This is a genomic window from Elusimicrobiota bacterium, assembly GCA_026388155.1.
Classification (GTDB): domain Bacteria; phylum Elusimicrobiota; class Elusimicrobia; order Elusimicrobiales; family UBA9959; genus UBA9634.
The window spans coordinates 296603-322874 of the sequence record JAPLKI010000022.1 but is presented as its reverse complement, the minus strand read 5'-3'; the positions used below and the strand labels follow the sequence as shown (position 1 = coordinate 322874).

Annotated in this window: 6 protein-coding genes; all 6 read right to left on the bottom strand. The window is 53.0% G+C overall.

Annotated features, from left to right (window positions below; genetic code table 11):
• Window positions 1–180: 180 nt before the first annotated feature.
• Window positions 181–2088: a hypothetical protein gene (locus tag NTX59_11390; protein ID MCX5786281.1), complete on the bottom strand. Its 1908-nt coding sequence runs from the start codon at window positions 2086–2088 to the stop codon at window positions 181–183.
• A 129-nt stretch (window positions 2089–2217) separates the two neighbouring features.
• Complete coding sequence (locus tag NTX59_11385; GenBank protein ID MCX5786280.1) at window positions 2218–3174, bottom strand: PorV/PorQ family protein; 957 nt, start codon at window positions 3172–3174, stop codon at window positions 2218–2220.
• Between the two features lie 134 nt (window positions 3175–3308).
• Window positions 3309–4028, bottom strand: coding sequence for a FecR family protein (locus NTX59_11380; protein MCX5786279.1), 720 nt, complete (start codon window positions 4026–4028; stop codon window positions 3309–3311).
• Between the two features lie 82 nt (window positions 4029–4110).
• The gene (locus NTX59_11375) at window positions 4111–6207 is read right to left on the bottom strand and encodes a hypothetical protein (GenBank protein MCX5786278.1); all 2097 of its coding nucleotides are present in this window, start codon (window positions 6205–6207) and stop codon (window positions 4111–4113) included.
• A 156-nt stretch (window positions 6208–6363) separates the two neighbouring features.
• On the bottom strand, window positions 6364–24051 hold the full coding sequence (locus NTX59_11370; GenBank protein MCX5786277.1) for a fibronectin type III domain-containing protein: 17688 nt from the start codon (window positions 24049–24051) through the stop codon (window positions 6364–6366).
• Window positions 24052–24144: 93 nt separating this feature from the next.
• Window positions 24145–26220 carry a DUF2341 domain-containing protein gene (locus tag NTX59_11365; protein ID MCX5786276.1) on the bottom strand — a complete coding sequence of 692 codons (2076 nt, stop codon included), beginning with the start codon at window positions 26218–26220 and terminating at the stop codon, window positions 24145–24147.
• Between the last annotated feature and the right edge of the window lie 52 nt (window positions 26221–26272).

Sequence of the window (26272 nt, the reverse complement as noted above, 5' to 3'; positions counted from 1 at the left end):
GGGTGTATGCCGCGCGAAGCGCACCTGAGCACCGCGAAGGGAAAAATTCAATTGAATTTTTCAGGCTAGTCTGATCACAATAGCGGACCGATCACGGAAATAATATTCGGGGAAAGGATGCAATACCCGGCTCTTATCTTATCCCTGTAATCGTTTTATTTTATCGCCGTAATCTCTTCCTTAGAACGAATAATTATATCTGGTGAGTATGTTGATCGCGTTTGAGCCGTTGGCGGGATTTACCTTGTCTTTTTTTGAAGTACCGCCGACGCCGAACGTGAATTTGGAACTCCGGCTCTTCAGCCACACGGTTTCCAGATTCACGGAAAGCGAGTGGGAATCGCCGGGCAGCGCGGGCGAATTGTTTTTATTGGAAGAGATGGTGGTCCAAAGCTGAACGGCCATGGCGCGGCGGGGCATAGTATAGGTAAAATTTCCCGTTATGGTGTTGTTTTTAGAGGTGGTGAAGTCTAATTTATCCTTGGTGTTCGAGTTGACAAATCCCGTAGACATGGAAAGCCTGTCGCTCAGCTTAAAAGCGCCGCTTAAGGAAACAAGGGTCGTGTCCAGATCATGGGAGATATGCGTTTTGTCCTTAAAACCGCTTGTCTGCAGCCCCAGATTCAGCGTGTGAGCGTTAACCGGCTGGAGCACGGAAAAATTAAGCGTGGTGGTCTGGTTGTTCTGCACCGTCGACGGTTTCCCCTTGGCCGCGTTGACCAGATAGGAACTATTGATCATGGTATGGCCGAACACTTTCAGGGTATTTGAAAAACTGGTCTGGGTCTGGTTCGTTGTGGTTTTGGCGGGATCGTTTTTGAGGTTGTCCGCGTAGTTATTGAAGCCCATCGAAAAAGTGGTCCAGTCCGCTGGATAAAGCCCCAGTTCTATCTCGCGCACTTCGCGGTCCGATATGACGGAGGGGCTTGCGAACGAGGCGAATTTGGGGTCGACCCTTGCAAGCGAAGCGCGGGCGGTGGCTACCCCCCCCCTGTATTTAAGCTCCTGCTTCCAGGCGCCTCCGCTCTCGGCCCTGAGGTTTGACCTGAGATCCGGCTTATGGGAACTCAGCTGATACTCGCTCGCAAAGGTAAGTTGTTTGCGCAAATTCCATTCCACAAGCGTACCGTAAACAACGCTTTGCTGCGGTTTCAGGGTGCTTGCGCTCGTATCTATGGAAATGGAATATTGATCATCGCTGCTCAGTACCGAATTAAGGGAAATCTTGAGATTGGGCCGGGCCTGATAAGAGGCTTTGAGCCCGCCGGTATATCTGGCAAATCTGCCGGTATTGAAAGCTTTTGGGGAGTCCGGCGCCACTATCCTGCCCGCAAGCGCGGTCCAGGAGAGTTTATTCCTGGTCTGGTCCAGCGATACGCCTCTCATGCCCTGCCCATCCATGGAAAGCGGCGTGAGCGACGGGGAAATATCCCCCACGCTTAAAGTTCCCCAGGGGGCGTAATAATTAAGAAGCACTATGAGGGGGTTAATGGGGCGTGCGTAGGTGTGCACTATATAGGTGTTGAAAAGGAAAGAAGATTTCTTCACCTTGCCCACGATGTTGGCGGCGGTGATGCCCTGGTGTTTCTTCCACTCGTCAGCGCTTGAATTTTTATAACTGAAAGTAACGTCTCCGCCTATCTTGAAGTCCTGGGGCGGGGGAGGGTGGAATTCTTTTTCGATAACCTGAAAGCTTTTATAGTCCGTTTCCACGATACGCTTGCCGTCTTTTATGAGGAAAACGCGGTAAAGCAGGCTTCCGCGCGTGTTCTCCGGCACCGTGAAAGAAAGCTGTGCGCCGTGAGCCGTGCCGGGGGCGACATCTTCCTGCGGGGAAACAGTTTCCGTTTGGGCCAGAAATTTGTGATTTTCCCCCTCAATGGTGTATATTTCGCCCGCCCAGTAATAAGTCCCTTTAACCCAGGCGGAGGGGCCGGTGTTAACGACAAGCGTCTGAAGCTTGACCTCGTCGCCCGCCATTACTGGGTCGGGCGCGGCCACGGTGAACTGAAGAGCCGCCGAGTCGTCCGCGAAAACGCGGCTGCCGGGGAGCAGAAGCAAAATCCCGGCGAATAATATTTTATACATAAAACGCCATTATACCATTCTGAAAAAGTCCGGAACTTATAGCCTCAAAGGTCCTGGCCGGCAGATAGCCACAGCGGAGTTGCTTCGCCTTCGGCTCGCAATACCAGACATTTTATCGCTGTAATCTCTTCACTGGAATTTAACACCCACTGAAAATCTGTGGGAATTGCCAAGCTCCCCATAAGGCAGGAACGCGTAATCCAGCGCGAAGCTTCTGTAATTAAAGCCCACCCCGGCGTAAAACCCGTAAAGGCTGGAAACGCCCGAGGAGGAGCTGCCAAGTTCACGGCCCAGTATCGCGTCCCTGTCCGAGGAAGATCCGGTTTTATAGCCTAAGCGAAAGGCCACATTGTCCACACCCCGGTATTCAGCCCCCGCCCTTATTGCCGCGCCTGAGTCGTTCGGAAAATCGGCCTCAAGGGCTAAAAGCAGTTTCTGCCCCTTGAAATCGGCTGCGGCACCCAGCCTGTAGATAAGCGGCAGCGGGAAACTCTCGTCGACGAACTTTATCTTAGTGCCCAAATTGGAAACAGACGCCCCTGCCCAATAAGGCGTGCCGTCAAAATGATAAAGCGCGCCGAAGTCCGAGCAAACGGCGCTGGCGGCGCTTGATTTTATACGCTGGTGGATATAGCGGCCATTAACGCCCAAATGCAGAGCGTTAACGTCAAAGCCGTAGCCGGCGGAAAAAGCGAGGTCCTCCGCGGTGAAATTCCCGGTCGGGGTCTGATTGCTGTCCATCCCTTCTATCTCCCCGGCCGAAAAATATGTCAAAGCGAAGCCGTAAGGCCTTTTTGTAAAGCCCAGCTGGGAGATTCCCATATCCTGGATATGCCAGGCGTGGGAGAACAGGAACTCTTTTTCTTTCGCTCCGCCTTTAAGCGCGAGCCCCGCGGGATTGTAGTAGACCGAAGAAATATCGTCCGCCACCGCGACGAAACTTTCGCCCATCCCGAGCGCCCGGGCCCCGAAGCCGAGTTTCAGGAATTGCGCCGCGGAAGACTGCGCCCCGTAACCGAAAGGGCAACAGCATAGAATTAACGAAACAGAGCAGCTAAACTGCGCCATTACCCTGTAAAGTTTCATAACTCCTCCAAAGACGAGATTACAGCAATAGAACAAATCGGGTAAAGGTTTCAGGGGTCCCGCCAAACAACAGGATATAGGGCAAAGAATTTATAATTATTCTCTACCCTATACCCTAACCCCTATACCCTGCTTTATTTCTTCTTCAGCTTTATGTCCACTTCCTTGGTCTGGCTGCCTTTCGTGATATCGACTTTGAGTTTCTTTTCGCTCTCGCTGCGGTCCTTGAGCAGCTTGGAGAATTTATCGTAGTCCTTTACGCTTATCTCCTCCTGCCACTTGCCCATATCTCCGCCGCTCATCTGCTTGGCCGCTCCCGGCGCGGCATTGGCGCCGGCAACGGTGGTCATCTGTCCGGCTTTGAGCTCCTGTTTGCCGAGGGCATTTCCGACATCCACATGCCCTTCATAGACCTTCACGGTAAGAAGATCCCGCTGTTCTATGTCGGCCTCGGTGCCGCGCACCGCGCAGACGGCGGATGGCGTTCTTACGTTAAGTTTAGCCATCTTATGCAGCATCTTGGTCCAAACCTGGCCGACGGCGAGGTTAATCACCTCCCGGAGTTTGCCTTTGGGCGAGATCTCAAAATTGGAATTTTCATTGAGCCTCACCTCGGCGCCTCCTTTCGTAACAACGGATGCCTGACTTGCCGCCCCGGTCTTTATTCCATCCCCGGAGTTGAGCATGTCATTGACCTTGATCTCAGCGTATTCTTTCTCGCCGGCGCGCTTGACCTGGACATCCCCTTTAACAAACACCACTACCGCGCTAAGGCTCCCGGCGCAGAAAGCGCTCGCGCACAAACCGGAAACCAGCGCTCCCGCAACCAACAGTTTCACCCCTCTTACTTTCATATTACCTCCGTTAAGTAGTTCCCGCTCTAAAAGTCGCAGGAACATTGATCACTGTAATCGCCCTGTGCATCGCTGTAATCTCTTACTGCTGCTTAGACACATCCAGTCTTTTGAACTCCACTTTTTCGGTCAATTTGTCCACCGCCCTGAAGACATAAGCGGAGAACATAGTTGTAGTATCTTTCGGAACTTCCACAACGTAATAATCAAACACTATTCCCTCGTCGCTAGTTCTTCTGCCCAGCAGCCTTACCGTTTCGGCCCTGTCTTTCCGTCCCGTGATAATTCCGATAATGGTTTTGGCGTTAAAATCTATCTCGGGAGTGTTCTCGTTGGACAGGAGCTTCCATACCTCCTGCCAGTCTTTCTTTGTCCTGATGGCATAAGTCCTGCCTTCGTCGGAAGGCAGCGCCTCGGAAAATCCGCTCCACTCAATGTCTGTCCCGGTTTTCTGCTCGGTCGCTTCGGTATGAGGCTGGGGGTTTTTTGCGCCGGGAATATTAAGGTCCGGTTCGTCAGGGTATCCGGCGGCCGCGTCTTCGGAAGGCTGCGCCGGCGCGGTTATCTGGCCCGCCGCTGACTGCGGCTCCTGCGCGGTCCCCTCTATAGAGGCGTTTGAGATGCCCGCTTGGCCCTTCATTAAGGACTGCACCAGGCCGACCAACTCACCCTGCGCGCAGTCAGCGCAGATTATGGATTCAAAAGTATAGCCTTCAAGCGCGTTCAACGCGTCAGGGCCCAGTTTGAGAAGGATCGCGTAATACATCTCCTGGGGTGACAGTTTACCGGCTAATTCAAGGTCCGGTTCGTCAGGGTATCCGGCGGCCGCGTCTTCGGAAGGCTGCGCCGGCGCGGTTCCCTGGCCCGTCCCCGGCTGCGCCGCCTGCGCGGCCCCCTCTAAAGAGGCGTTTGAGATGCCCGCATCCCCGGTCGTTAAGGACTGTACCAGGCCGCCCAACTCCCCCTGCGCGCAGTTAGGACAGGCTATGGATTCAAAAGTATAGCCGTCAAGCGCGTTCAGCGCGTCGGGGCCCAGTTTTTGAAGGATCGCGTCATACATCTCTTCGAATGTCATTTCTTTCGCCCCGCCGCCGGAAGCCCCGTTTGAGGTTCCGGACAGCAACCCGATGTTCCTGGAGATCAGCAAGGTCTTGCAGTTGTCCGGAATATTATCGTCAAAAAGGTCAATACAGGCGACCGCAAGCGCCGTATCCTGCCCGTCGGGAACAAAGGCGGTGAAAGGGATTTCCTTCTTTTCGCCGGCATTGATGAACGCAACCTGTTTGGGCGAATCCTGCGCGGGCAGTCCGCCCAGCGTCAGTTTGGCCGTGATATTAGTTTCATTCGTGCTCCCGGTGTTTGAAAGCGTCGCCTTGAAATTCATCGGTTTTTTAAAATCATTTTCGGGCGTGGTCGTTTCAAGTGCGCTGACCGCCACGTCCCGTGTCTGGCTGGACACCTGCGACTTCAGCGAAAAATTGGAGATATCGCTCTCGGATAGTTTATTGCCGGCGGCATCAAGCCCTTCTATCTTCCAGTAATAAACCTGCTCCGGCACCAGCTCTTCCCGGGGCTGGGTGGAAGTTTCAGGGTAGGTATAGAAGCCTTCTCCGGAGTTTACGCCCTGATGCGCGGGATTGTAAAGCCCCGCGTTATCTGAAACCGTTATTCTGTAGCGGCTCGCGCCGCTGGCGATCCAGCGGAAAATCAGAGGTTTGTCGGAAAGCCCTTTCGCCCCATAGGGCGGATAGATAAGGGTTATATTGGGAGACGAGATCGTGAACTTTACCTCCTGTACCACGATTTCCGTGTCAAGATCCGCCTCCGCCCTGTAAACATATACGCCCGGCACGTTATAAAAGGAAGGTATGGAGATGCCGGAAATCTGGGTCTGGGCGGTTCCGGGAGTGCCGGGGGCGGCGTTTCCCGTATGGGTGAACACAACCGCTCCGGCCGGGTTCAGGATAAAAAATTTGAACCGTATCATCATGCCTTTGCTTAAAGTGTCGTTCCTGACCTGCTGGCGGAGAATAAGGGATTCCGTGTTTGAAAATGTAGCCCTGGAATTTCCGTTGCCGTCCAGAATGGATATACCCTGAGCGGTAAGATCAGCGGCTGCGGAAATGCCGGGAACCGCCAGAATAACCGCGAGAATAATTAAATTTTTAAGTCCGCGCATATTTTTCTCCCACAAGAGATTATCCCACTCTGTCATCGCGAGGCTCGATGTTCCGGCCCATGGCGATCCCGCTGTTTATACTACGGGATCGCTTCGCCTTCGGCTCGCAATGACAAACTTTGCCGTCAATTCCGCCCTTCTTTCCGTTCCTTCAGCCTATCTTACTATAGCCAGTTTCTTTATAGTTTTTTCAGTGTCTCCGGTTCCCTCGTCTTTCACTTTGACCATATAGATGTAAATGCCGGAGGCCACTTTGGGGTCTATATTCCAGGTAAATTCGTATACGTAGGCGCCCGATGTATTCCAGCCCGCATCCGCATCGGCAAACTCCCGGATAACCCGGCCGTCAACTTCAAAAACTATTATATGTTTTTTAAGCGCCGGTCTATCCGATTCTATATGGAAAATAACGCTCTTTGAGGCGGGATTCGGATAGGCATAGACTTTATCCTTCTTTAGAAGCGTCCCTAAAGGACTTATTTCAAGATTCTGCCCCTCTTTCAACTGGACCTTGACCTCTTTTGAGCCTTCAGGAAGTCCGACTATCTTCACAGTGTATTTCCCGGGCAGAAGGTTCGCTATTTTAAATCTTCCATCATCCCCCACATCCGCTGTAGCGATCTTTCTCCCCCCCTGATAAAGTTCCACGTAAACTCCCGCCCCTTCAACCTTACTCCTCCCTTTAGCCTTCAGCCTTAAGCCTTCAGCCTTCGTGTACGCTGCCACCTGCCCGGAAACGCTCGCGAGCTGGTAAGCGACCGAAAGCTCAAAATCCGCGTCCGCGTAACCCATCGGGATCAGGTCTTTTGAAACCGAACTCACAAAACCGTTCTCCGTCCAGGTGACCTGGATGCGGTAAAAGCCGTCGGCAAGCCCTGAAACGACAAAAGTGCCGCTCCCGTCGTCAATGGTGTAAGCGTTCCCGGAGGTTGAGCCGAAACCGTTGATGGCTTCCACCAGCACGCCGGTTATCCCCTGCGCGGCCGGATTTTTCACGTAGCCGGATATCTGATCCGTCAGGTACGCGCCCGATATCTCAGAAACGGCCGGGGAAGCGTCCGACCAAAGCTCCGCGTCATCCATTGTCCAGAGGGTCAGGTAATAAGTAACGGAAGGGACCAGCCCTGAAATAGTCAGGTACTGCGTGGAACCGGGGGTTATATTCATGGTTGAAACCATTACCTGGGCGGTCCGGGTGCTGAACTCCGCCCCCGCCCAGGTTGAATATTGGACGGCGAACTGGCCGTACAGCATGATACCGTCGTCCCCGTCATCACCGGCGGCGGCCCATTGGAGCTGTATCCTGCCCGGCAAAGTTCCGCTTGAAGCGGAAATAACGCTTACGGCCGAAGGAGAGGAAACATCCAGGAATGTGAAAGTCGTCCCGTAAACGCCGAACAGAGGAGAATTTGAAGGCGTCGCCCAGTCTCCGGGGGCGGCGGTAAGATAATACGAGGCATTGGAAGCCAGATTACTCTTCAGGTAGCAGTCGGGCTGATAATGCCAGGACGCCCCGCCGGCGGCGAGTGTTGAAACCGCCATGTCCGACCAGTTCCTGCCGAAGAAGTTCCACCATTTCCCGTCGGAAGCTCTCCCGAACCTGAGCGCGACCGAAGCTATGCCGGAATTAGGCGGCGCGTCAAGGGCCGTGCCGGTTATGTAATTCAAACTGCTTACCGCCACGCCGTTTTGCGGCCAGGTAACGCCCGCGGAGGGAACGCTCGCGTCAAAGGTGAAGGTTGCGGTGGCGTAAGGCGCGGAATAATTGCCGGTGGTATCGCTTGAGCGGACTACCGCCTCATAAGAGACTCCGTTAAGCCAGGCGACAGCGGAAGTGTCGTAATTCCAGACCGCGGTCCCGGAAGCGTTAAACCAAAGCGGCGCCGGGGAACTGAAATCAAAACCGTTCCAGTAGAGCATGGCGGATTTATCCAGTATCTTAAGTTCCACGCCGGTTATCGGATAAGCCAGCACCTGCGCTGCGGTTCCGGAGACGGCCGCAAGCGCCGATCGGTAGCCGGAGGCCGGCGCGGTTATTTTCACTTCGGGGCCGTTGATATTCTTCAGCACCTTGAACGCGTCAACGGCCGTCGCCTCATTTCCCGCCCTGTCCCGCGCGCGCACGGAAATATAATTCGTGACGACGTTTAAAAGCCCAGCGAAGTTTACGCCCCAGTCCGCGGTATAGGAATTCTGTCCGGCGCTAAGCGCCGCTATCCGGGTCCAGTCGAGCACATCGGCGTCGGCGGAATTAGGGTTGTCGCTCGCGCTATACTCTATGCCCTCAAGCCCGGAGTCCGAGTCCGCGAAATCCACGTTATATATCGGGCCGGGGTCCGTCTGCCGCCAAATATTATCGCCCGCCTGATTATCCGCAATGACCGGCGCCGCGCTGTCTTTGATCACATAGAACGCGTCGGTCAGGTCCGTATGATTTCCGGCGCCGTCGATCGCGCGCACGGAGATATAGTTCGTCCCTTGCGCAAGAAGGCCGAAAACCGCGGGCGAAAGGCTGAAATCAGCGGTATACGCCGCGGAATTTATATTTGTCAGCACCGGGGCCCAGTCTGAGACCAATGTCCCGGTCTGCGCCATGCCTGTCATCGCCTTTACCTCTACCTGCTGTAAGAACGACCCGCCGTAATCGGCAAAATCCACATCATACACGCCGTTGTTGGAACCCCGCCAGGTATTGTCGCCGGTCTGATTGTTAGTAATGACAGGCGAGCTTATATCCACGTCCGTGAATGTGGTGGTGGAACCTAAATTTAAGTAGCCGGTTTCAGTCCCCGAAATATTTCTCGCCTTTACCCTGAAATAATATCCGGTGAACGGGGTAAGATGCGCCGCCTGGGTGGAAACCCCGGTGAACCACCGCGCCGGGAACTTCGCGTCGCCCGAAAAATCAGCGGCGGTGGAAACCTGGGCGAAATATTCGGTATAAGCGGGATTGCCGTTCGCCAGCCACTGGAAGAGGACAGTAAACCCTCCGACAGCCGGGAAGGTGTTGATATGTTGCAAAGCCGGCGCGGCGTAGGTTATCGTGCTGCCAAGGCTGATATACAGGCTTAAAGACCCCACCGCGTTAATTGACGCCGCCCTGAAATAGTGTGTGGTATTGGGCGTCAGCATAGAAAAAACAAGGTTGTTGTCCGCGGTTTTGGACGAGGCAAGCACCGAGCCGAAGTTATCCGTTGAAACCTGCGCCAGATAAAGGGTTCCGTCCGCGTTGCTGTTCTTGCCCCAGTTAGCGCGGACCGAAGTCGCGGTCACTGAGCTTAGCGGCGCGTAGGACGGATATAAGGTCGTGGTTACAGTTGAACCGAACTCGACGAAAGCGGTTTCTACGCCTGTCAGGCCTTTGGCCCTCAACCGCGTGAAATAGGTCGTATTGGCGGAAAGCCCTTCAAAAGCGTACTGGTTCAGGTAGGTGACGGTCGACATAAAACTGACGGTAAATCCGGGGTCGGCCGCAGCCTGTACGATATACCGGGTATAGGGAGAATTCCCGTTGGAGTTCCAGTTCACGGTAAAGCTTGAATAAGTCACGCTTGAAACGCTTACGGCGGCAGGAGCAGCGGGATTGGTTATGGTGGAAACGGCGGCCGTATAAGCGGTGGATATGCCCTGCGCGCTGACCGCTTTAACGCGTAAATAATATGTGGCGTTGGAGACCAGGCCGGCAGCCAGGAATGCATTGCCTGTATCAGAGTAACTTGACGCCGGCGCGGAAAAGCCGGGCTCGGAGGAAACTTCCGCCTCGTAATTGGTCCAGGAGGGATTATTTGTGCCGAAGTTCCAGGCCAAAGCGGCGCTGGATATATAAACTCCGGCAAAACGGGAATTTTGCGGCTGAGCGGCCCAGGTATAAATTACGGCCGCGCTTGAAACTACCGCTCCTCCGTCATTTACCGCCGCGGCATAGGCCTGATAGGAAGTATTCGGCGTCAGCCCGGTCTGGAACCAATTCGCTGCATCCGTTAAAAGAGTGGCCGTCCCCGCGGCAAGGGTGAAATCGTCATTGGCGCTCCCATAGCTTGAATAATAAACCCTGAAGCCCGCCTCATTGGCCGCGTGGTCGGTCCACAGCCATTGTATTGAAGTTGACCCTAAAAGGCCCGTATGCATATTGTCAGGCGCCTGAACTTTTCCCCGGGCATTGCCGCCCATGGGTATGGTAAACTCCGCCCCTGTCCATTTAGCGGTTTTAAGGCCGCCGTTGGTCACACCATAGTAGCTGATACCAGGGCTGCCAGCGCCGTCCAAAGCAAGGGAGGTGTAAGAACCCACATCCCCCTCGCTGTCCACTGTTTGCGTACTCCAGGATGTTCCGGTCCATCTTGCAAATTTGAGGTCGCCGGCGGCGGCAGCGGAGTAGCTTATATAAGGATTGCCCGCTCCGTCCAAAGCGAGAGAAGTATAAGTGCCCGCGGCCCCCGCGTTGTCCACGGTTTGGATGTCCCATGAAGCGCCTGTCCGTTTTGTATATTTCAGGCCGCCATTGTATCCATCATAATAACTGATATGAGGGTTTCCCGCCCCGTCCAAAGCGAGGGAAGTATATTCGCCCACATTCCCCCCCGCGCCGTCCACAGTTTCAACATCCCATGAAGCGCCCGTCCATTTTGCGTATTTGAGGTCTTGATTGGTGTTGTTAAAGTAGCTTATCCGGGGGTTGCCGGCGCCATCCAATGCGAGGGAAGTATATTCGCCCACATCGCCAGCGCTGTCCACAGTCTGGGTACTCCATGAAGCGCCTGTCCATTTTGCGTATTTGAGGTCTTGATTGGTGTTGTCAAAGTAGCTTATCCGGGGGTTGCCTACTCCGTCCAAAGCAAGGGAAGCATATTCGCCCACATCCCCCGCGCTGTCCACAGTCTCAATGCTCCATGAGGTCCCCGTCCAGCTTGCGTACTTAAGCTTTTTATTCGCGCCGTCATAGTAGCTTATATGAGGATTTCCCGAACCGTCCAAAGCGAGGGAGGTGACGGCATCCCCGGCGTTGTCCACGGCTTGAACGGCCCAGGAGGTTCCGTTCCCTTTTGCATATCTGAGAGAAGTGTCGCCAGGGGAGTAGTAGCTGATATGCGTATTACCCAGGCCGTCCAAAGCCAGGGAAGTGTGCCTGCCCGCGTTCCCGGCGCTGTTCACTATTGCAAAGTCAAACGGGGAGACGGACGCGCTTACAGTGTCGGACTGTACCGACCAGTTTTGTTTTTCGTCCGCGACCCACACTCTGAAATAAGCGGTCTTTTCCGCCGGAAGATTGTTAATAAGCGCTGATACTGTTACCCCCGCATTAACGAAATCCGTAGGCATTATAGCCTGGACGTTTGCGGTGCTCCATATTACCGTTTCCGGCGGATTTGTACTCCATTGTATCCTGAATTCGCTCCCCATAGCCAGATTTTTCAGATATCCATTGTTTCCGGGGGCGGTCCAGAACAGCTTAACGGAATTGGCGGCGCCAGACTGATATGCCGCAACGCCGGTAGAAATACCCGGCGGTATTATGTCGGGAGTAACCGTGCTTCCCGCGAAAGTGTAATTAGGGATATTTGCCCAGCCCAGCGACCCGACGCGGAAATAATACTCCACATCGGAGTCAAGATTAGCAACGGAAAGGCTGAAGGCCGAAGGCTGAAGGGTGAAAGAAGAAAAAACAAGACCGGAGAAATCGGAGACGGTGGAGGCGTCAACAATGAATCCCTCGCAGGAAGCGCTTGAAGGCGTTAACGGCAACGCTGCCCAGCTAACCGCTACGCTTGAAATAAAAAGGTGTAATTGCTGCCCTGTAACCTGGTTTGCCAGTGTGGATGAAGCTATTGCGGAGGCAAAGTTCCCCGTTCCATTCCAGTTCAGAGCGCCCGCATGGAAGAAGTAGGTGGTGTTGGGAAAGAGAGAGCCTACGGAAAGGCTGAAGGCTGAAGGCTGAAGGGTTAAAGAAGAAAGAATGACACCCGAGAAATCAGAGGCTGTAGAGGCTTCAACTGCGTAGCCCTGGCCTGTAACAGTGTTCCAGATCATGGTGGCGCTTGAAAGAATAACACTTGTGAGTTGTACGCCTGTAACTTGCTCGGCTAATGTTGAGGTTGAGCCCAGCTCCAGCCAGGAATAATCGGTAACGCCCGCCGTGTTATAAGCCCGCGCCCGGAAAAAATAAGTAGTATCTGCAGAAAGACCGGATACTGGATACTGGATACTGGATACCAAACTTGAGGATGTAATTACCGAAAAATCAGATAACGATGAAACCTGAATCTTATAACTCGCACCTGAGCCGTTGAACCCGCCGGTAACCGAGCCGGAGGACCAATTAACCATTATGGTTGAAGTGGCAATTGAGGCGAAAAGCGGCGTTCCAGTATGCGGCAAGGCCACAGCCGCAAGCGTATATGTTGAAACCGTAATTTCGCCGGTCTCCACGCCAAGCGCGTTGCGGGCCTTGGCTTTGAAGCTGTACAACATGTTGGGTGTCAACGCCGTAAACGAAGACGCCACGCCGGGGTCGTATTCCTCGTTTGTATGCAAGGTACCAGCTCCACTATCTCCCCCCACGACATACAGCTTCCCGCCTATTATTTCCGCAGAACCAAAACCACGGAGTGCGGGTATTACAGCTTTTATACTCCAGGTATCGGCTGCGGGGTCATACTCCTCGTTAGTATTCAGGTTGGGAACATTTCCCCCCAAGGCATACAGTTTGCCGCCTACTATTCCAGTAAAGAAACCTTCACGGGCCGTCGGCATTGCAGCTTTTGTACTCCACGTATCAGCAACAGGGTCATACTCCTCGTTGGTATGCAAGTAACTCCCATTCCATCCCCCCACTACATATAGCTTGCCGCTTATTACGCCAGCCGACAAAAAACGACGGGCAGTGGGCATTACCGTTTTTGTCGCCCAAGTATTGGACGCGGGGTCATATTCCTCGTCGGTATTCAGCCAACCACTCCCAATTTCCCCCCCCACGGCATACAGTTTGCCGCCTATTACTCCGGCTGACAAAAACTCACGAGCCGTGGGCATTGCCGCCTTTGTCGTCCAAGTATTGGATGCGGGATCATACTCTTCATTTGTATTAAAGGGATTATCGTTATTATGAGGCGTCCCCCCCACCGCATACAGCTTACCGCCTATTACACCCGCAGACAAACCATCACGGGCCGTGGGCATTACTGCTTTTGTCGCCCAGGTATTGGACACGGGGTCATATTCCTCATTGGTATTTAAATAATTAGCTCCATTCCATCCCCCCACGGCATACAGCTTCCCGCCTATTACCCCGGTTGACAATTGCCCACGGTCAGTTGGCATGAGCGCTTTTGTTGCCCACATATTCCCGTTCCGCCAAGGTTTATATGCGTTGTTTATAGCCACCGCCACGCCCGACAAACCGGCATCAAGTCCGCTAAACGCAGGCGTGGCTGCGTAGCCGGAGGCTGTTATAGAATTGCTGGATATTTCGGTAAAGTAAATTGACGTCGGCGTTTCCACCCAGGTCATGGTTGAGCCGAGCGCTTTGTAAGCCGTTATTATTCCGTTTATGCTTATGGCGGCCACGCGGCCATAATAAGTGGTGTTGGGCAAAAGGCCGGGCAATACCGCATTGAGGTTGTATGTATCGGACGACGCCATCACCAATCCGAAAGCGGAATCTGTGGACGCCTGCGCCCGGTATAAGGTCACGGCGCTGGGATTAGCGCTTTGGGTCCAGTTAACCGTAACGGCATTTGAGCTTACGCCTGTAAACGCCGGCGTTGCGGCGCCAGGCACAGCGGCCAGCGTGTAGGTTGAAAGCGTAACTTCACCGGTCTCCACGCCCAGGGCATTGCGGGCCTTGGTTTTGAAATTATAAAGCGTGTTAGGCGTCAACGCGGTGAAAGTTGAAGCCACGCCGGGGTCGTATTCTTCGTTGGCATTCGAATAGCTGCTATTAAATCCCCCCAGCGCATACAATTTGCCGGATTTTACTCCGAGAAAAAAATTACAACGGGCGGTGGTCATTACCGCTTTTGTCGTCCAGGTATTGGACGCAGGGTCGTATTCCTCGTTGGCAGTAAAGAAACTGCTGCCGTTGAAAGTTCCGCCCACGGCATACAGTTTGCCTCCTATCACTCCCGCCGACAAACCGGTGCGGGCCGTGGGCATTGCCGCTTTGGCTGCCCAGGTATTGAACACCGGATCATATTCCTCATTCGTATTAAAGGATGGAGCACCCCCACTCCATCCTCCCACTACATACAGCTTGCCGCCGATTACTCCGACAGACAAACCATTACGGGAGGTCGGCATAACGGCCCTAATCCTCCACGTATTCGCGGCCGGGTCATACTCTTCATTGGTATTCAAGGAACTGCCGCCATCGGGAGAGCCTCCCACCGCATATAACTTATTGCCGAGCGCTCCGACCGAGAAAGTATAACGGGCCGTTGGGATCACCGCTTTTGTCACCCAGGTATTAGACGCCGGGTCATATTCCTCGTTGATATTCAAGGGGCTGCTGCCATCGGGGGAGCCCCCCATTGCATACAGCTTACCGTCTATTACTCCTGCTGATAACCACATACGGGCTGTGGACATTACAGTTTTTGTCACCCAGGTGTTGGCGACGGGATCATACTCCTCATTAATATTCAAAACACCCAGCCCATTAGATCCCCCCACCGCATATAGTTTGCCGCCTATTACCCCCCCGGATACACCATCCCGTTGCGTCGGCATTCCCGCTTTAACCGTCCATTTATTCCCGTTCCGCCAGGGTTGATATGCGTTATTCATGGCAACCGTCACGCCGGACAAACCGACATCAAGCCCGGTGAAGGCTGGTGTGGCCGCGTAGCCGGAAGCGGTTATTGAATTGCTGGATACTTCGTCAAAGTAAATTGATGTCGGAGGTTCCACCCAGGTCATGGTTGAGCCGAGAGTTTTGTAATCCGTTATTAACCCATCGTGATTTATAGCCGCAACACGCGCATAATAGGTGGTGTTGGGGAGGAGGTTGCTGGTTGTTAGTTGATAGTTGCTGGTTGTAGAAGAACCGGAAATCGCCGAAAAATCGGACGCGGTGGAGAGCTGGGCATAGTACATCGTCCCGTCGGGATTGGCGCTTTGTGTCCAGTTAACCGTAACGGCTCTTGAGCTTACGCCCGTAAACGACGGCGTTGCGGTGCTTGGGATAGCGGCCAGTGTATAGGTTGAAAGCGTAATTTCCCCGGTCTCCGCGCCCAGGGCATTTCGGGCCTTAGCTTTAAAGAAATACTGCGTGTTCGGTGTCAGCGCGGTAAACGACGACGCCACGCCGGGGTCGTACTCTTCGTTAACATTTAAGTAACTGCTGCCATTATCACCCCCTACGGTATACAGCTTGCCGCCTATTACTGCACCCGACATCATATATCGGGCCGTCGGCATTGCCGTTTTTGTATTCCACGTATTTGCCGCAGGGTCATATTCTTCATTGGTAGTCAAGCAAATACCAGTGACACTGCTTCCCCCTATAGCATACAGCTTGCCGCCGATTACTCCGGCTGACAAACCAGTACGGATCGTGGGCATTGCCGCCTTTGTCACCCACGTATTGGACACGGGGTCATATTCCTCGTTGAGACTACCGCCCGATCCCCCCACGGCATATAACTTGCCATCTATTACTCCCGCAGATAACTCAGCACGGGCCGTAAGCATTACAGCTTTGGTCACCCAGGTATTTGTTGCGGGGTTATACTCTTCGTTTTCATTTTCGCTTCCGCCTATGCCTCCTATTGCATACAGCTTGCCACTTATTACCCCCATTGATAAAGCGCCACGTGATGTCGGCATTACCGTTTTTGTGGCCCAGGTATTGGATGCAGGATCATACTCCTCGTTGGCATTCAAGTAACCACTACTATCCTGTCCCCCCACCGCATACAGCTTGGGGCCTATTACTCCAACTGATAATCCGCGGCGGGCTGTGGGCATTACAGCTTTTGTACTCCAGGTATTGCTCGCAGGATCATACTCTTCGTTAGTATTAAAGTAGCTACCACCAACTCCTCCACCCACGGCATACAGCTTGCCGCCTATTACTCCAATAGATAATTTATTACGGGGCGTTGGGATCACCGCTTTTGTCGTCCATTTATTGCCGTTGCGCCAGGGTTTATATGCGTCGTTTATGGCCACCGCAACGCCGGACAGACCGACATCTAGCCCGGTGAACGCGGGTGTGGCGGCGTAGCCGGAAGCGGTTATTGAATTGGTGGTTATCTCGTCAAAATAAATTGATGTCGGCGTTTCCACCCAGGTCATGGTTGAGCCGAGCGCTTTGTAATCCGTTATTAACCCATCGTGGTTTATGGCCGCCACGCGCGCATAGTAAGTTGTATTGGGATACAAACCGGTTACTGGATACTGGATACCGGATACCTGCCCCGACGAATTGATAACCGAAAAATCCAAGGCCGTAGAGATTTGGAGATTATATATGGTTCCGACGGGATTATCACTCTGCGTCCAGTTAACCGTAACGGCTCTTGAGCTTACGCCAGTAAATACCGGCGTTGCGGCGCCAGGCACAGCGGCCAGCGTATAGGTGGAAAACCCGACCAATTCGGCGGTCTCAGCGCCCAGAGCATTACGGGCCTTGGCTTTGAAGAAATACTGCGTGTTGGGCGTCAAAGCGGTAAACGACGACGCCACACCGGGGTCGTATTCTTCGTTATTGTTCAAGTCATTAACACCATCATTTCCCCCAAGCACATACAACCTGCCGCCTGCTGCACTGGCAAATAAATAATTACGAGCAGTGGACATTACCGCTTTTGTAATCCATGTGCCGGACACAGGATCATATTCCTCGTTGGTATTCAAAAGAGAGCCATTGTTTCCGCCCACCGCATACAGCTTGCCGCCTATTACGCCGGCTGACAAATCATCGCGAACCGTGGGCATCGCCGCTTTTGTCACCCAGGTATCGTTGGGGGGGTCATACTCTTCATTTTTATTTAAGTTAGCACTCCCGTTAGTCCCACCCACCGCATATAACTTGCCGCTTATTACACCGGACGCGAATGTTCCACGGGCCGTGGGCATTGCCGCTTTAGTCGCCCAGGTATTGGCCGCCGGGTCATATTCTTCGTTGGTATTCAGCCAGCTTCCATTAGTACCCCCCACCACATATAGCTTGCCGTTTATTACACCGGCTGTTAAAAATTTACGGGCAGTTGGCATCACCGCTTTTGTACTCCAGGTATTGGCTGCGGGGTCATACTCCTCATTGGTATTCATGGGAGTCCCGTTATTTCCCCCAACCATATAGAGTTTTCCGCCTATTACTCCGGCTGTCAAAATCTCCCTGGGAGTGGGCATTGCCGCTTTAGGCAACCACGTATTCGCTACCGGGTCATATTCCTCGTTGGTATTCAAGTAGCCCGTCACATTCAATCCCCCCACCACATATAGTTTGCCGCCGATAGCCCCTCCTGCCAAACCATGCCGCGCGGCGGACATTCCTGTTTTCATCGTCCATTTATTGCCGTTCTGCCAGGGCTTATATACGTTGTTAATGGCCACCGCCACACCGGACAGACCAACATCAAGCCCGGTAAACGCGGGGTTGGCGGCATAGGCCGCGGCCGTTATGGCGGTACTGGATACCTCGTCAAAGTAAATCCTCGTCGGCGTTTCCACCCAGGTTATAGTTGAGCCGAGCGCTTTGTAATCCGTTATTATTCCGTTTAAGCTTATGGCGGCGACACGGGCATAATAGGTGGTGTTGGGCGAAAGGCCGGGGAATACCGCGTTGAGGTTATATGTATCGGATGACGCCGCCACCAGTCCGAAAGCGGAATCTGTGGACGCCTGTGCCCGGTATAAAGTAACGCCCGTTGGATTTGTGCTTTGGGTCCAGTTAACCGTTACGGAGTTGGAGCTTACTGTGGGATACGCCGGCGTTGCGGCGCCAGGCACAGCGGCCAGCGTATAGGTTGAAAGCGTAATGTCCCCAGTCTCCACGCCCAAGGCATTTCGGGCTTTAGCTTTAAAGAAATACTGCGTGTTCGGCATCAGCGCGGTGAAAGTTGAAGCCACGCCGGAGTCATATTCTTCGTTGGTATTCAAGTATTCCCCACCCACAGCATACAGCTTGCCGCCTATTACTCCGACAGAGAAATTATGACGGACTGTAGGCATTACCACTTTTGTAACCCAGGTATTGGATCCTGGGTCATACTCTTCATTGATATTTAAATTAACCCAATTAATATCCCCCCCCACGGCATATAGCTTACCGCCTATTACCCCGGCTGCCAAAAACCGACGGGCGGTGGGCATCACCTTTTTGGTCGCCCAGGTATTGGCCGCGGGGTCATACTCTTCATTGGTGTTTAAGTGTGCGCCATTCCACCCCCCCACGGCATATAGCTTGCCGCCGATTACTCCGACAGCAAATACATCACGAGCCGTGGGCATTGCTGTTTTTATCACCCATGTATTGGCCGCCGGATCATACTCTTCATTGGTATTAAAGAAAGAACTATTATTCCATCCCCCCACGACATATAGCTTACCACCTATTACTCCGACAGATAAATCCCACCGGGCCGTGGACATTACCGCTTTGGTACTCCACGTATTGCCTGCAGGGTCGTATTCCTCGTTGGTATTCAAGTTGGTTCCATTCCACCCGCCCACAGCATACAGCTTGCCGCCTATTATTCCCGCACCCAACTGAACCCGGGCTGTAGGCATTACTGCTTTTGCAATCCACGTATTACTCGCGGGGTCATACTCCTCGTTGGTATTCAAGAAATTACTACCATCGGAACTCCCCCCCACGGCATACAGCTTGCCGCCTATTGTTCCGGCAGCAAATGCGCCACGCGCCGTGGGCATTCTCGCTTTGGTTACCCATTTATCACCGTTCCGCCAGGGTTGCGCATATGTCCCGCTTGTGGAAATATTCACGCCGGATAGACCACTATCAAGCCCGGTAAACGCAGGTGTGGCAGCATAAGCCGCGGCCGTTATCGCGTTGCTGGACACCTCGTCAAAGTAAATTTTGGTAGGCGTTTCCACCAGCGTATAGCTTGTTACCGCGTCGGAGAGGGGGCCTTCTTGCCCTACCTCATCCACCATCGCTACTATCACTCCGTATGCCGTGTTGGTGGATAAGCCGGTCTGGGTAAAGCTATTGACTGACTGCGATACCGGCGATGCCATATCGGAAGTCTGGTACACATTATATGCACGGGCCTCCGGCAGAGAATCCCAGGACCAGGTAATGGCGCCTGGCGACAGGGGCGTGCCGGTAATATTATTTACCATTCCCCATTTAGTCTGAGTGGAGCCTGTGTTCACATAATTCGCCGCGCCTCCCCAGTTAAGGCTCCCCACCCTGAAATAATAAGTCGTCCCGCTGGAAAGCCCCGAAACGGTTAGAGTAGAGAGCACAGGGGATAGGGTATTGGAAGAAGCCAAAACACCGGAAAAGTCGGAAGCGGTGGAAGCCTGAACCATATAACCTTCGCAGGCGGAAGAAGAAGGCGAGGCGGGGAAAGAAAGCCAGTTCACCGTTACGCTCGAATAATAAATATTTTGGAACTGCCCTCCCGTGACCTGGTTTGCCAGAGTTGAGGTGGAACCCAGATCTGCGTAAGCGGATGTGGACGCCATTACCGCGTTAACCCTGAAATAATAGGTAGTGTTAGACTCCATGTTTTCAACAACAGCCTGGGTGGCGTAAGTGGCGGAGCTTTTGTTCCCCGTGTAATAGTTAGGAAATACGCCGGAGGAAGCTTCAAGGTTGTAAATGGTTCCGGGTTCGTTGCCGGCAGCGTTCCACCGGGCCGTAATGCTGGAAACAAAAACCGCGCTAAATGCGGGCTGCGCGGCAATAGGTTCGGCAGGCAGCCACTTTACTTTGTTTCCGGGGTCATAGTCGTTTGTCCCGCCCGCATTAGCGCCCTGCCAGTTCCGCATAACCCAGTTAAGGCTGGGATTGTTCCCTTCCACATACACATTATAAAGCTGGGTATTGGGCCGCGTATTGTTAAAGGTAAGGCCGTAAAATGTGGCGGCGCTGGTTAAATCTCTGACCGTAATGTAAGCGCCGGTGGAAGATGTTCCCTGGCCCGCCAAGTCAAAGGCGGAAGATGAAATAGCCACGCCCTTATTTCCCGATAGCTGTATGCCGGCCGGGTCCATGTTGGTGAATGTAGAGTAAACGGCGGTGAAAGCGCCCGAGTCCACAAAAGTGTAGTAGGTGGAGGCGGAACTTAGCCAATCCACAATTGTGGGGAAGCTGCCGTCGGTTGTTCCACGCAGGACTATGCCGCCCGCTAAATCCACTTCCAGTTTTGAGCGGCCATTGTTGAAAGAAGAAGCCGCCGGGCCAAATAGCAGTTTTTTCTGGCGGTTGACGTCGTTTGAGGCGGCTACGGTCACAAAATCCAGCATATCGTCCACATTCAGCGTGCCGCCCACCGTGAGCCTGAAATGCACCTTGCTGCTGTCCGCAAAGTCGTGATAACCGGAGATACTCTGAGTGAATGTTCCCAGTACGCCTGAAGATGAACCCGTGACGGTCCAGGAATTGCCGCCGGTGTGCTTAACCGTTATAAGCTCCGAGAGCGTCGCCGCATCGTCAGTGGCAACAGCCGTGATGGAATGCCCCACGCCCCGCATCAGCTTAGGAGCGGTATTGGTGGAGACATATAGCCGCGAAGTATAGTCCAGCGTCAGCGTGGAGCCAGCCAGCCGATAATTACCCCATATATGCACCGTACCCGTATCAAAGTCCTGGTTATAAGAGATAAGCGAAGCCCCGTCCACATCCATACCGTCCGCGGAGACGCCGGCCAAAGGGTTGATCCTCACGCCTTTAAGTACCATGGTTTCGGCAGTTCCGCCTGGTTCAAAAAATATCTCGGCGGTAGTATTATTCAAACTGTCGCCTGCGGCGCTGTAGCCTATATTGCCGCCGACAACGGTGTTGCCGGATGAATTGCCGGCGCGAATGCCGTAGGAATTGGAGTAGATATTGTTCCCGGTCAGGGTGTTATTAGAGGCGTTCCAGAGCCAAATGCCGTAGCTTGAATTGGAGTAGAAGTTGTTCCCGGTCAGGGTGTTGTTGGAGCTGGCAAGGTAAATTCCTGGCTGTGAATTGGAGTAAGAATTATTCCGGGTCAGTGTGTTATTATTGGAGCCGGAGAGGTAAATGCCGTAGGAATTGGAGTAGAAATTGTTCCCGGTGAGGGTGTTGCTGGAGGAAGCTGACTCGAAGTAAATGCCGTCGCTTGAATTGGAGTAGGAATTGTTCCCCGTCAGGATGTTATTGGAGCCATAAAGATAAATGCCGCCGCCGGCGCTTATGGCATTGCAGTAGGAATTGTTCCCGGTCAGGGTGTTATTATTGGAGCCATAGAGATAAATTCCGCCGCCGATGCTTGTTAAATTGGAATAGGAATTGTTCCCGGTCAGGGTGTTGTTGAATGAGCCATTGAGGTAAATGCCCACGGCTGTATTGGAGTAGGAATTATTTCCGGTCAGGGTATTGCTGGAGGACCCGGCGAGCCAAATGCCGATTGAATTGGCGTAAAGGTTATTCCCGGTAAGGATGTTTGTGGAAGAGGCGTTGAGGAATATTCCATCGTAGCCATTGCGGACGGTGGAGCTGGAAATTGAGCCGTGTGTCAGGGAGTCATTAAAGGTTATACCGTATTTTCCGGCGGCGTTAGTGCCAAGGTAAGCAAACTCGCCCAAAGTAAGCGAGAAACTTGTGGCGTTCTGCGCCAGATTCCGGATATAGGCGCTGTTGCTGTTAACATCAGTGCCCGACGACTGTACCAAAACATTGCGCGTGAGATTACCCACAATGATGGGGCTGGTGGAAGACAGCGTCCGGGCCGTGTCCAGCGGCTCCGCAACCGACCAACTGACGGTGTTGGAGCCCCCGGTATGGTCCACGCTTGTAATAATGCGGCTTGAGGTGGTGGCGACCCCGTTGCCGTTGGTCGGGCCTATGGTAATAACATCCCCCGCCTGCCAGCCGTCGGTGGAGGTGGAGCCGTAGACCTTCAGGTTGGTGTCCGTCGCGCCGATACTGGCGCTGGCGAACGCGTACGGCGTTTTAGTGGAACCCCGCACGGTGAAGTTGCCGCCATTGTTAATGATAAGCCCGTACTGCCCGGCATAAGTGCCCGAAGCCAGCACCAGTTGGGCATTAATTGTTGTTGGAATGGTGTTACCCTCATTGCCGTAGTCAAGCGTCCCCCCCGCATTCACATTAATATCGCCACCCGTCAAAGTCCAGTTTGAGCTAACCTCCCGGCTGGCTTGCAATATCCCGTTAATAGTTGTAGTGGATGAAACTGCGGTCATAATATCTATAGTGATAGTATGCCCCGCGGCAATGGTGACGGCGTTGGCAGAGGTGGGAACTGTCCCGGAATCCCATGTGTCGGGGTCGGACCAGGGACCGGATTTCGCGCTGGCAATTGGCCAATCCACGTAGCCGACAGGGTCGTTTTCGTAAGCAGGGCCGCTTCTTGGGCCGGCGAATTGCCGCATGGTGATGCGCGACCCTGAGGCCAGGGAACTGCCGTTCACATTCACGGTGATGTTCGCGGAGTTAAACGCAACCTTAGGAAAAGTTAAGACAAACTGCCCGCCCAGGAAATTGATGGCCGTTGCGCCTGCGGTGAGGCTTTGGAAAGTCATGCTGGCAATTGAAAGCGTCGTTCCCGCCGATTGTGTGGCTATATTCACCCCGAACTTGCCGCCACTTATGGTATTAGAGGAAAGATTAATAACGCCGGAATTATTCTCGTCCAGATAAATGCCCGCGCCCTGCGAGCCGCCGCTGAACGTGCTTGAAGAAAGCGCCAGATTCACGTTGCCCCCGGCAAACCAGAGGGCTACGCCAGTGGTGTTAGTGGCAACGAAGACGCTCGAGTTGAGAATGGTCCCGGTGGAGCCGCTGATGTAAGCCGCCGTAGAACCCTGGATATAAGAATCAGCTATGGTGTTGGTGGCGGAATTAAGGATATAAAGCGCATAATTACCGGCGGTAGTGCCATTGCTGGTCATGGTGGAATCAGAGATGGTGTTGTAATCCGCGCCAGTGACCAGGGACACGCCGGTTCCCGACGGATTGGAGATATAGGAATGCGTCACAATATTGGAGTCGGAATTATTAAATATCAAGAGGGCGGAATAGGCGACGGTGTTATTAGTAATGGTGCTGAAAGACACTTCGCTGTTTGAGCCGGTAATCTTCAGCCCATTGGCAGATTGTACAGTAATGCTTGAATATGACACCGTGCTATAGCTCGAAACCGCAATACCCGCAGTCAAAATCTTCTCACCTGAAATCACATTAACACTTGAGATATTTACCGAAGCCGACGAGGCCAATATGCCGTAAGCCACAGTATTCGTGGAAATAACATTAATCCCCTGCACGGTCACGCTGTCGTTCATTATCTGGAACGCCGCCGTGGAAAGCATAGGCGGATTTACAGCGGGCGCCGAACTGACAAAAGTCGGGTCCGCCATTATCTTCAGCCGATACCCGTTGTTAGCAAACCCCTGCACCGTCACTTGCTCCGAATAAGTTTCCGTATCCCGTATAACCACACAGGTCGGAGTATTTAAGGTAATTGTCAGCGCATTTATGGCCGCCTGTATGGAGGTGTAGCTGCCGGTGCCGCCTTTTGTTACATCAACGCTGTAGCCGCAGCCGGCGGGCTTAGGCCAGGAAGCTGCGGTCCAGCCTGGGGACATCAGCACCGCCGGATCGTGAAGAACGCGTATCGTGGCGGTGGATGAAATCCCGTCATAGCCGTGCCAGGCCAGGTCCAAGCCGCCGGCATTATTGCGCCAACCAGACCACCGCAGGCGCGGGTTGTTCTGGGTTTGCGCCCCGCCCGATATGTTTTGCCATGCGCTCCAAGTTTAACTATTGTAAATACTGCGCTTTATATTTATCACAGAGTTCGTAGTATCGGAGCCGGACCACACCATGTAAACATTACCCAGCGCGTCAGCCGCCACCTTTGGGTTGCTCTGAGGAGCTTCCGGTATAATTTGCGCATAAGCCCAGGTTGACCAACTTCCCCCCGGGGGCCTGACCGTGTATTTGATCTGGCTTTTGGAGTAAGTAGTGTCCGCGGAACTCCAAACCGCCATAAGGTTGCCGGCGGAATCTATGGTAAGCGAGGGATCCCCTTGATCCGCGCCGTTCCCGTCGGTAAAGATACTCGTCAAGGTGCCCCATGAACCTGCAGCGGAGCGCGAAGAATAAAGAATGACCGGCGTAGCCCAGGCGAGGGAAGCCACCGCATGTCTTAGCGCAATATGCACCCCGTCTTTTGAGTCTATGGCTAGCGACATGGAAGAGTAAATCTTGCCATCATTGTTGATTTCAACATATGGGGTCCAGGAACCTGTGGCGGTACGCGAAGAATATCTTATTGAGCTGCAAACATTGCCGCAATCCTGACCAGTCCATACAATATGTAATCCGTTTTTAGAATCCACCCCTATACTAAAGCCCCCCTCGACGCCCTGATAAGAGTGGGCCGGGATTTTGACATACGGGGACCAGCTTGTGCCGGGTACGGCGGCCGAGGAGTAGACGCATTTGCTTTCCACGCCGCCGGAAGTGTCAAGCGAACTATTTTTCCCGCCCCAAACCAGGTGCAACACGTCATTTGAGTCGATAGCCAAGGCGGGATCCGACTGATCATAGGAATTTGCCGAAGGCACGTCTCCGGCGGTCTCAATGGGAGCAGCCGTGGTGTCGGCCCAACTGGCGCCATCGTCGGTGGAGCGCGCCAGAAAAATGCGTTGTTTTCCATTGTAAACCTTAACGTAAACTAAATATAGGTCGCCTTTGGAGTCGCGCACCATAGACTTCTCCATGGGGATGTTATCCTTAGAGACCGCGCTGGAAACGACACCGGTGCCGCTAAAATCCCCGCTTGCCTCTGCTCCTACGCTTATTGTCGGTTCTGGAGATGAGAAAGATCTAACCTGCATATCATCGATCTGTTCACTTCCCGGAGCACTCCCGCCCCAGCTGCCAATTTTAAGCAGAGTACCGGCAGAAGGTGTGCGAGTAGTAGCTGACACCTTCTCTGTTCCATTAACAAACACCTTCACATTCGAACCCCACGCTTGAATTTTAAGAGTGTACACGGTACCTGTAGTAAAAACATTGGAAACGCTGCCTATTTGAACTCCCCCGGAATTAATTTGAATTACATCATAGCCCCAACTGCCGAACCACACACTAATATCCCCCAATTCCACATGCATTCCCTCACAGTCAGAAGCCAACGTATATTGGAATTGAATTTCAAAATCTGTGCTACTGTTAACAGTAGCTTGAGAATTATCAGGCGTATTCACTGTACCTACTCTAACGCCTTTATTGGTTTGTATATGCCAATTACCGCTTGTCAGAGTCCAGCTGCCGCCTAAGCCGGAAGATGTATTCGCTCTGGTGAAATCGTCCCAAAAGGTAAATGTGCCGCCCTTATCGCTTACGCTGGTCACACCTGTATTTCCATAATACATATAAATTGTTTTTGCTGAGCTTGCCGGAATTGAAGGAACTTTCACCCAGATTTTAGTGGAAGCGGTATTTATGCCGGACTCTATCCAATAGTTCAGCAAAGTGTTCCCATCAGAATCAGTAAATCTTATATCCCCGCAATCCGAGCGCATCTTGCCCGCTGATATCAGAGAAGCTGTGTCGGTGGTGACCAATACCTGATAATCTGTCAAAGGTGAAGTTGTTGAATTTGAAACCAGAACTGGTTTACGATAATTCCAATTAACTAACGCGCCTGCTTCAGCAAATCCTGCGGCGGCAAAAAAAAGAAAAGCGAAAATTACAAATATATGACAACAGGGAACGTTGTCAAAACGCTTAAATGTCTTCAATTTAAGGGACAAAATATCACCAGCGCGCGCCTTAACGCGGTTCAGTGTACCCTTCAATTTTCCCCGTTTATACAGCATCATGTTAATCCGCTTAACTTTACATTTTAGACAATGACAAAAATGTAAAGTTAAG